The organism is Glutamicibacter sp. BSL13 (assembly GCF_052928425.1).
Genome location: NZ_JAVGCZ010000127.1, coordinates 1 through 6,300, shown reverse-complemented (window position 1 = coordinate 6,300; position 6,300 = coordinate 1). Strand labels below are relative to the sequence as shown.

The window sequence follows — 6,300 nt, the reverse complement described above, 5'->3', positions numbered from 1 at the left end:
GCGTTCAGGTCCCCGACGATGACCACCGCGGCGCCCAGCAGCTGGGCGGAGGTGGCGGCGGCCAGGCCCACCGGGCCGGCGCCGGCCACGTACACGGTTGATCCCACACCCACCCCGGCGCCCACGGCCCCGTGGTACCCGGTGGGGAAAATGTCCGAGAGCATCGCCAGGTCCAGGATCTTCTCCATCGCCTGGTCGCGGTCGGGGAACTTCAGCACGTTCCAGTCCGCGTAGGGAACGAGCACGTATTCGGCCTGGCCACCCACCCAGCCGCCCATGTCCACGTACCCGTAGGCGGAGCCGGGACGGTCCGGGTTCACGTTCAGGCAGATGCCGGTCTTGCCTTCCTTGCAGTTGCGGCACCGTCCGCAGGAGATGTTGAACGGCACCGAGACGACGTCCCCGACCTTGACGAACTCGACGTCCCGCCCCACCTCGATGACTTCACCGGTGATTTCATGCCCGAGCACCAGGCCCGAGGGGGCGGTGGTGCGTCCGCGCACCATGTGTTGGTCCGAACCGCAGATGTTGGTGGCGATGGTTCGCAGGATCACCCCGTGCTCCACTTTGCGTCCGACGTTGTCTGGGTGCACCCCGGGCCCGTCGCGCAGGACGAATTCCGGATAGGGGGTGTCGATGACCTCGACCTTGCCCGGTCCTGCGTAGCTCACTGCCTTGTTTCCCACCTGAGAACCTCCGCCTTGTTAAATATAAGTTGGATAAATGAGTCCAACCTAGCAGCAGTGTGCTCCGCGTCACAGGGGGTGTCAAGGGTGCGCTCCGTGGTCGGCTCGACCTACGTCTCCTCGTCCAGCCGCTCGTCCAGGATGCTGCGCGCCCTCCCCTGCAGGATCTGCAGGCATTGACCAATCAGCGGGGAGTCCATGCTGCCGCGCCGCGCGGCGGCGACGATGCGTCGGGTGGGGCGTCCTGGCCCGGTCAGTCGCAGCCTGCGCACATTTTCATGCCCACCGATGGGTGCCAGCCGCGGCAACAGGCCCACCCCGAGCCCGGCACCGACGAAGGCGATCATGGTCTCCCACTCCAGGGACTCGTGGGCAATGCGCGGGGTGGCGCCCACCGCGGTGAAGGCCGCCGTAAACAGCGCCCGGTAGGTGGATCCGACGGTGTCGGTAATCCAGGGCTCGGAGGCCAGCTCCTCCAGGCGCACCGAGACCCGCTCGGCCAGCCGATGCCCGGCCGGGACCAACACGTCCAGCGGATCGTTGAGCAGGAACGTCTGCTCAAAGCGGGGGTCCTCCTCCCCCACGCTGTCTGCCTGCATTGCCACCACGACCGCCAGGTCAATGCGTTCGGCCACCAGCAGTTCGTAGCAGCGTGCCGGGCTGGCCTCGATCAGGCGCACCGCCAGGGTGGGCCGGGTTTCGCGCAGCGCGGCGGCCAGCGGGGCCAGCAGCTGCGCGGCGGCACTGGAGAACCCGCCCAGGCCAAACTGCGCCGGCACCTGCTCATCGGCGCGCAGGGCCGCAGCGCGCAGCCCCTCCCACTGCGCGACCAGGTCATCCGAACCCGCCACCAGGTGCCGACCGGCCGCGGTGAGCCGCACGCCCCGCCCGTCACGGACCAGCAGCTCGATGCCCAGCGAGCGCTGCAGCTCACGCAGCTGCGCGGAGACCGCCGACGGGGAGTAGCCGGTGAGCTCGGCCGTGGCCGCCACGGTGCCGCAGGTGGCGAACACGCGCAGCGTGTGGAGACGGGCATCGATCATGCGGATATTGTGCACGATGATCGGCAGGTTTTTGCGCTTTTATTGCACTTTCACAGCATCTAATGTGATCGGTACAACATCCGTTCACGTTGCGGTCCCCGCCATGCCGCGGCCGCTGACAGGCTCCCCTTCCGCTCCCTTCCAAGGAACCGCCCATGTCTGTTTCGATGAATGCGCCGCGCACGGCCCGCGGCAGCCTTGCCACCGCCCTGCCCGCCGGGCAGCTGGAGGAAATACGCCAGCTCTTCGCCCGGCGCCGCTCGGGGTATTCGCTCAATGCGCCGTTTTACACCGACCCGACCCTCTTCGCCCTGGACATGGAGGGAATCTTCGGCACCCAGTGGCTCTACGCCGCCAGTGTCGCGGAAATCCCGGAGCCCGGGGACTACATCACCATGGACTTCGGCCCCAGCTCGCTGATCATCCTGCGCAAGGACGACGGGCAAATCAACGTCCTGCACAACGTGTGCCGACACCGCGGCGCGCGGGTGCTGACCGAGGCCTCCGGCTCGACCGGCAACCTGGTGTGCGGCTACCATTCCTGGACCTACTCCCAGGACGGGGAGCTGATTCACGCCTCAGCCCCCGGGGAAGTGGATTTCGACAAGGGCTGTTTCGCGCTGAAACGGGCACACAGCAGGGTTTATGCCGGGCTGATCTTCGTCTGCCTGTCCCCCGAGCCGCCCGAGGACTTTGACCGGGCCGCGGCCGTCTTCGAGCCCTACCTCGCGCCCCATGACCTGTCCCGCACCAAGGTGGCCTACCAGCAGAACATTGTTGAGCAGGGCAACTGGAAACTGGTGATGGAGAACAACCGCGAGTGCTACCACTGCGATGGCCACCCGGAGCTGGCCTGCGCGCTCTTCCCCACCTGGGGCCTGAATGAGAGCACGGTGCCGCCGCACCTGGTCGAGGTCTGGGACCGGAACCAACAGGCGCAGGGCGCACTGGAGGAACGCTGCCGACGCTATGGGCTGCCCTATGCGGTCATCGAGGAGTTGGATACCCGGGTGGCCGGGTTCCGCGTCTCGCGCGAACCGTTGGACGGACAGGGCGAATCCTTCTCGCCCACCGGGCGCCGGCTGTCCAAGAAACTGCTCGGCGACCTCCCAGATTTCCGCCTCGGCCGCTGCTCGCTGCACATTCAGCCCAACAGCTGGTTCCACCTGCTTGGTGATCACGTCATCACCTTTGCGGTCTTCCCCATCAACGAACACCAGACCCTGGTGCGCACCACCTGGCTGGTGGCCGACGACGCGCAGGCCGGGGTGGATTACGAGGTGGAGTCCCTGACGCACACCTGGAAGCAGACCAACCTGCAGGACAAGACCTTCGTGGAGTTGTGCCAGGCCGGTGCCGCCAGTCCCGCCTACGAGCCCGGGCCCTACATGAAAAGCGAGTACCAGGTGGAGGCGTTCATCAACTGGTACGTGCAGCGGATGCGGGAGCATCTGGCATGACGGTCACCACCACGAGCATCCGTGCCTCCGGCATCCAGCGCATCCGCGGCCTGGAGATGCCCTGGAACCGGGTGTTGCGGGCCACGAACCAGGCCGCCGGTGCCGCCCGCGCCCTGGGCCCCTGGCATCCGCAGGAATTCAGCGCCGAATGCGTGGAAACGATCCCCGAGGCCGGGGGCATGATGACCTTCGTCTTCCGCCGTACCGACGGGGCCCCGCTGGCGTTCCGCTCCGGCCAGTACCTGAACATTGCCTTTCCCGTTCATGGGGAAGGCCAGGAACCAGTCGACCGGAACTATTCGATTTCCAGTGCGCCCACCGAACCCTGGACCTTTAACATCACCGTCAAGCGCGAGGAACAGGGTCTGGTCTCCCCGTGGGTGCACCGGCACGTGCGCCCGGGCACCGTGCTGGAGATGCTCGGCCCGATTGGCGCCTTCCACCTGCCCGACGCAGAGCGCCGCGCGCGCTTTCTCTTCCTGGCCGCCGGGGCGGGCATCACCCCGATCATCTCCATGGTGCGTACCATCCACGCCCTGCCCGGCCAGGCCGACGTCGTGGTGCTGTACCACGGAGCCGAACCCGGCGGGTTCGGATTCGCCAAGGAACTGGAGTACATTGCGGCGGTCGATGAACGCGTCACGGTGTACTACTCCCTGGGGGACCGCTCCGTGCCCGGGGACTGGGAATGGATGCTGGGACGACTGACCTGCCACATGATTGAGCAGGTGGCCCCGGACGCGAACGGCCGCCACGTCTATGCGTGCGGCCCAGAGGGGTACCTGAACAACGCGGCCAAATTGCTGCTGGAGGTGGGGGTTGACGACACCTCCATCCACATGGAGTTCTTCTCGGGGGGCCGGCAGACCCGCCTGGAATACCAGCAGGAGTTGGCATATGCCGAGGACCTGGCCGGGGAAATGGCCGAGGCACCCGAATCCCAATTCGAACAGCAGAACCTAGGCCTGTACGACCCGGCGCCAGCCACGCCGCCGGGAAACCCACCCGGCGCCCTGCCCACGGAGGAGGGCGGGCGTGGTTCCGCATCGGATGCGGCGCCCGGGCCGCCACCGGACCTTGGCGGGACACCGCCCACGGACCCCCAGGAGTTTGCCACCGTCGGGGAAGGCAGTTTGACCATGTCCTTCCTCAAGTCCGGCCTGAAGGTGCGCATCGACCCCGACCAGCGGATTCTGCCGGTCGCCAAACAGGCCGGGGTGCGCATCGGGGCCAACTGCCAGGAGGGCATGTGCGGCTCCTGCAAGGTCATCAAGCTCTCCGGTGAGGTGGACATGAACCACCAGGGCGGGATCCGGGACCGGGAAATCGAAGCCGGAAAATTCCTGCCCTGTTGCTCCACCGCGAGCACGGACCTGGTCATCGATGCCTGATCCGATCCGCACTCCCGACCCTGGCGGGAGGACGACAGGGTCGGATGGCAAACGAAATCGTTTGTCTAACATTCTCTCGTAGTGGCGACAAACCTCTATCACACCAAGTCGGTGACGCTATCAGCCTCTCAAGGTTGTTTCACGTGGAATCGGCGGTCGCCCTCCCACGCAAGCGCCGGCACCCCGGGCGTCGCATGGGGAGCTAGAACAGGGTGGAGGGTTGCCGCGCGTCGTTCGGGTTTTCCAGCTGCAGCAGGATCCGCTTGGCCTGCAGCCCGCCCAGGTAGCCGCCCAGCGAACCATCGGTACGCAACACCCGGTGGCAGGGCAGCACAATGGGCAGCGGATTGGTGGCGCAGGCCGACCCCACGGCCCGTACGGCCGCAGGCTTTCCGATGCGTTCGGCCATTTGCCGGTAGCTCAGGGTGTGTCCGTAACCGATGTGGCCCAGTTCCAGCTGGACCCGGCGCCGGAATTCGGTGGAGAGCCGCAGATCCAGCGGCAGGGTGAAGCTGGTGCGGTGGCCGCTGAAGTACTCCTCCAGCTGCCGGGCCGCGGTGTCCAATGCGCCCGGCGAGCGCAGGATCCGGGCGCCCAGGCTTTCGCTGAGCTGTTCCAGCACACGCTCGTGCTCCTCCGAGGCGAAGGCCACCCGCACCAGCCCTACCTCCGTGGCGGCCACCAACAGGGGGCCCAGGGGCGACTGCACGATCCGGTACACCGCGTCGGTAAGGTGCTCCCGGTGGGCGGCCTGCTCCAGCCGGTCGTGCAGGCTGGCCAGGAGGCGCTGCTCAACCTCGGTCGGCGGGGTGTTCAGCGGGGCGGTGCCATCAAGCTGACTCATGGTTTTCCTCCAGTTGCTGATCCGGCGTCCATTCGGCGTCGCAGATTGCTGATCCCGTCGGCGGCGGCGCGCCGCGCTGCTTCCGGGGTTCCGGAAAGAATCTGGGAGATCTGCCGGTAGTCCAATCCACCCAAATAGCGGTACGCAACGACCAAGCGTTGTTTTTCCGGCAACTGCTTGACCAGCTGCCACAGCTCCAGGTTTTCGGCCCGGCCTTCCGGCCCGGCCTCCGTCGAGGGGGCGTGTGCGGCGGGGTCGGTTTCCAGATCCTCGCCCCGCTGGCGGCGCAGCTCATCGATGGCCTTGCGGTGGGCGATGCGCACCAGCCAAGCCTGGACGTTGGCCTCCGGATCCAGTTGCGGGTAGGCCCGCAGGGCGGCCAGGAAGGTTTCCGACCAGGCGTCCTTGGCGCGGTGTTCATCCAGCAGGGAGCGGCACACGCGCAACACGCTCAGTCCGTGGGCCTGCACGATCTGTTCGAATGGCTGCTTCATGGTGCTCCTGGTGATTGGCTCTCACCATGTAAACGTGGCGGGACAGCTTTTCGTGAGGTCTTTGGCCGGATTTCCTGCGACCACCCACCGGGCGGTGGGGGCCGGCCCTGTTCCTAGACCACGACCGGGTCACCGTCGCGCAGGGCCAGTTCCAGTTCGCGCAGTTCGCCCAGGTCCAGGGGCACCACTTCCCCGTTCTCCACGCCCTGGGGCAGGCGGCGTCCGAGCAGGGTATCGCGGATGATGCGCATGGTCGCCCCGTGGCTGACACACAGGATGCGCCGCTGGGGGTGGGTGGCGGCCAGCTGGAGCAGGGCCGGCACTGCCCGGCGCAGCACGGCCGAACGCGGTTCGGCCTGCTCCATCAGCTCCTGCACCAGGT

At 67.0% G+C, this 6,300-nt stretch carries 7 protein-coding genes; 2 read left to right on the top strand and 5 right to left on the bottom strand.

What is annotated here, in order from left to right:
- Both RCJ92_RS14470 and RCJ92_RS14465 read right to left on the bottom strand, forming a co-directional pair.
- Window positions 1-686 (bottom strand): alcohol dehydrogenase catalytic domain-containing protein (locus RCJ92_RS14470; RefSeq protein WP_446754931.1); only part of this gene is annotated, 686 nt, incomplete at its 3' end.
- 110 nt (window positions 687-796) lie between these two features.
- Complete coding sequence (locus RCJ92_RS14465) at window positions 797-1,729, bottom strand: LysR family transcriptional regulator (RefSeq protein ID WP_138925494.1); 933 nt, start codon at window positions 1,727-1,729, stop codon at window positions 797-799.
- Between the two features lie 155 nt (window positions 1,730-1,884).
- On the opposite strand from RCJ92_RS14465, the gene RCJ92_RS14460 reads away from it, so the two are divergent.
- The gene (locus tag RCJ92_RS14460) at window positions 1,885-3,189 is read left to right on the top strand and encodes an aromatic ring-hydroxylating oxygenase subunit alpha (protein ID WP_446754930.1); all 1,305 of its coding nucleotides are present in this window, start codon (window positions 1,885-1,887) and stop codon (window positions 3,187-3,189) included.
- Window positions 3,186-4,580 carry a flavin reductase family protein gene (locus tag RCJ92_RS14455; RefSeq protein WP_446754929.1) on the top strand — a complete coding sequence of 465 codons (1,395 nt, stop codon included), beginning with the start codon at window positions 3,186-3,188 and terminating at the stop codon, window positions 4,578-4,580. The genes RCJ92_RS14460 and RCJ92_RS14455 overlap by 4 nt, the downstream gene beginning before the upstream one ends.
- Window positions 4,581-4,782: 202 nt before the next feature.
- Here RCJ92_RS14455 and RCJ92_RS14450 read toward each other — a convergent pair whose 3' ends face one another.
- From RCJ92_RS14450 to RCJ92_RS14440, 3 genes are all read right to left on the bottom strand, one after another.
- Window positions 4,783-5,424 (bottom strand): methylated-DNA--[protein]-cysteine S-methyltransferase, encoded by a 642-nt coding sequence (locus RCJ92_RS14450; protein ID WP_446754928.1) that lies wholly within the window; start codon window positions 5,422-5,424, stop codon window positions 4,783-4,785.
- Window positions 5,421-5,918 (bottom strand): RNA polymerase sigma factor, encoded by a 498-nt coding sequence (locus tag RCJ92_RS14445; RefSeq protein WP_138174527.1) that lies wholly within the window; start codon window positions 5,916-5,918, stop codon window positions 5,421-5,423. Before RCJ92_RS14445 ends, RCJ92_RS14450 begins: the two co-directional genes overlap by 4 nt.
- Window positions 5,919-6,031: 113 nt before the next feature.
- A partial coding sequence (locus RCJ92_RS14440; protein ID WP_446754927.1) for a histidine phosphatase family protein occupies window positions 6,032-6,300 on the bottom strand: 269 nt, incomplete at its 5' end.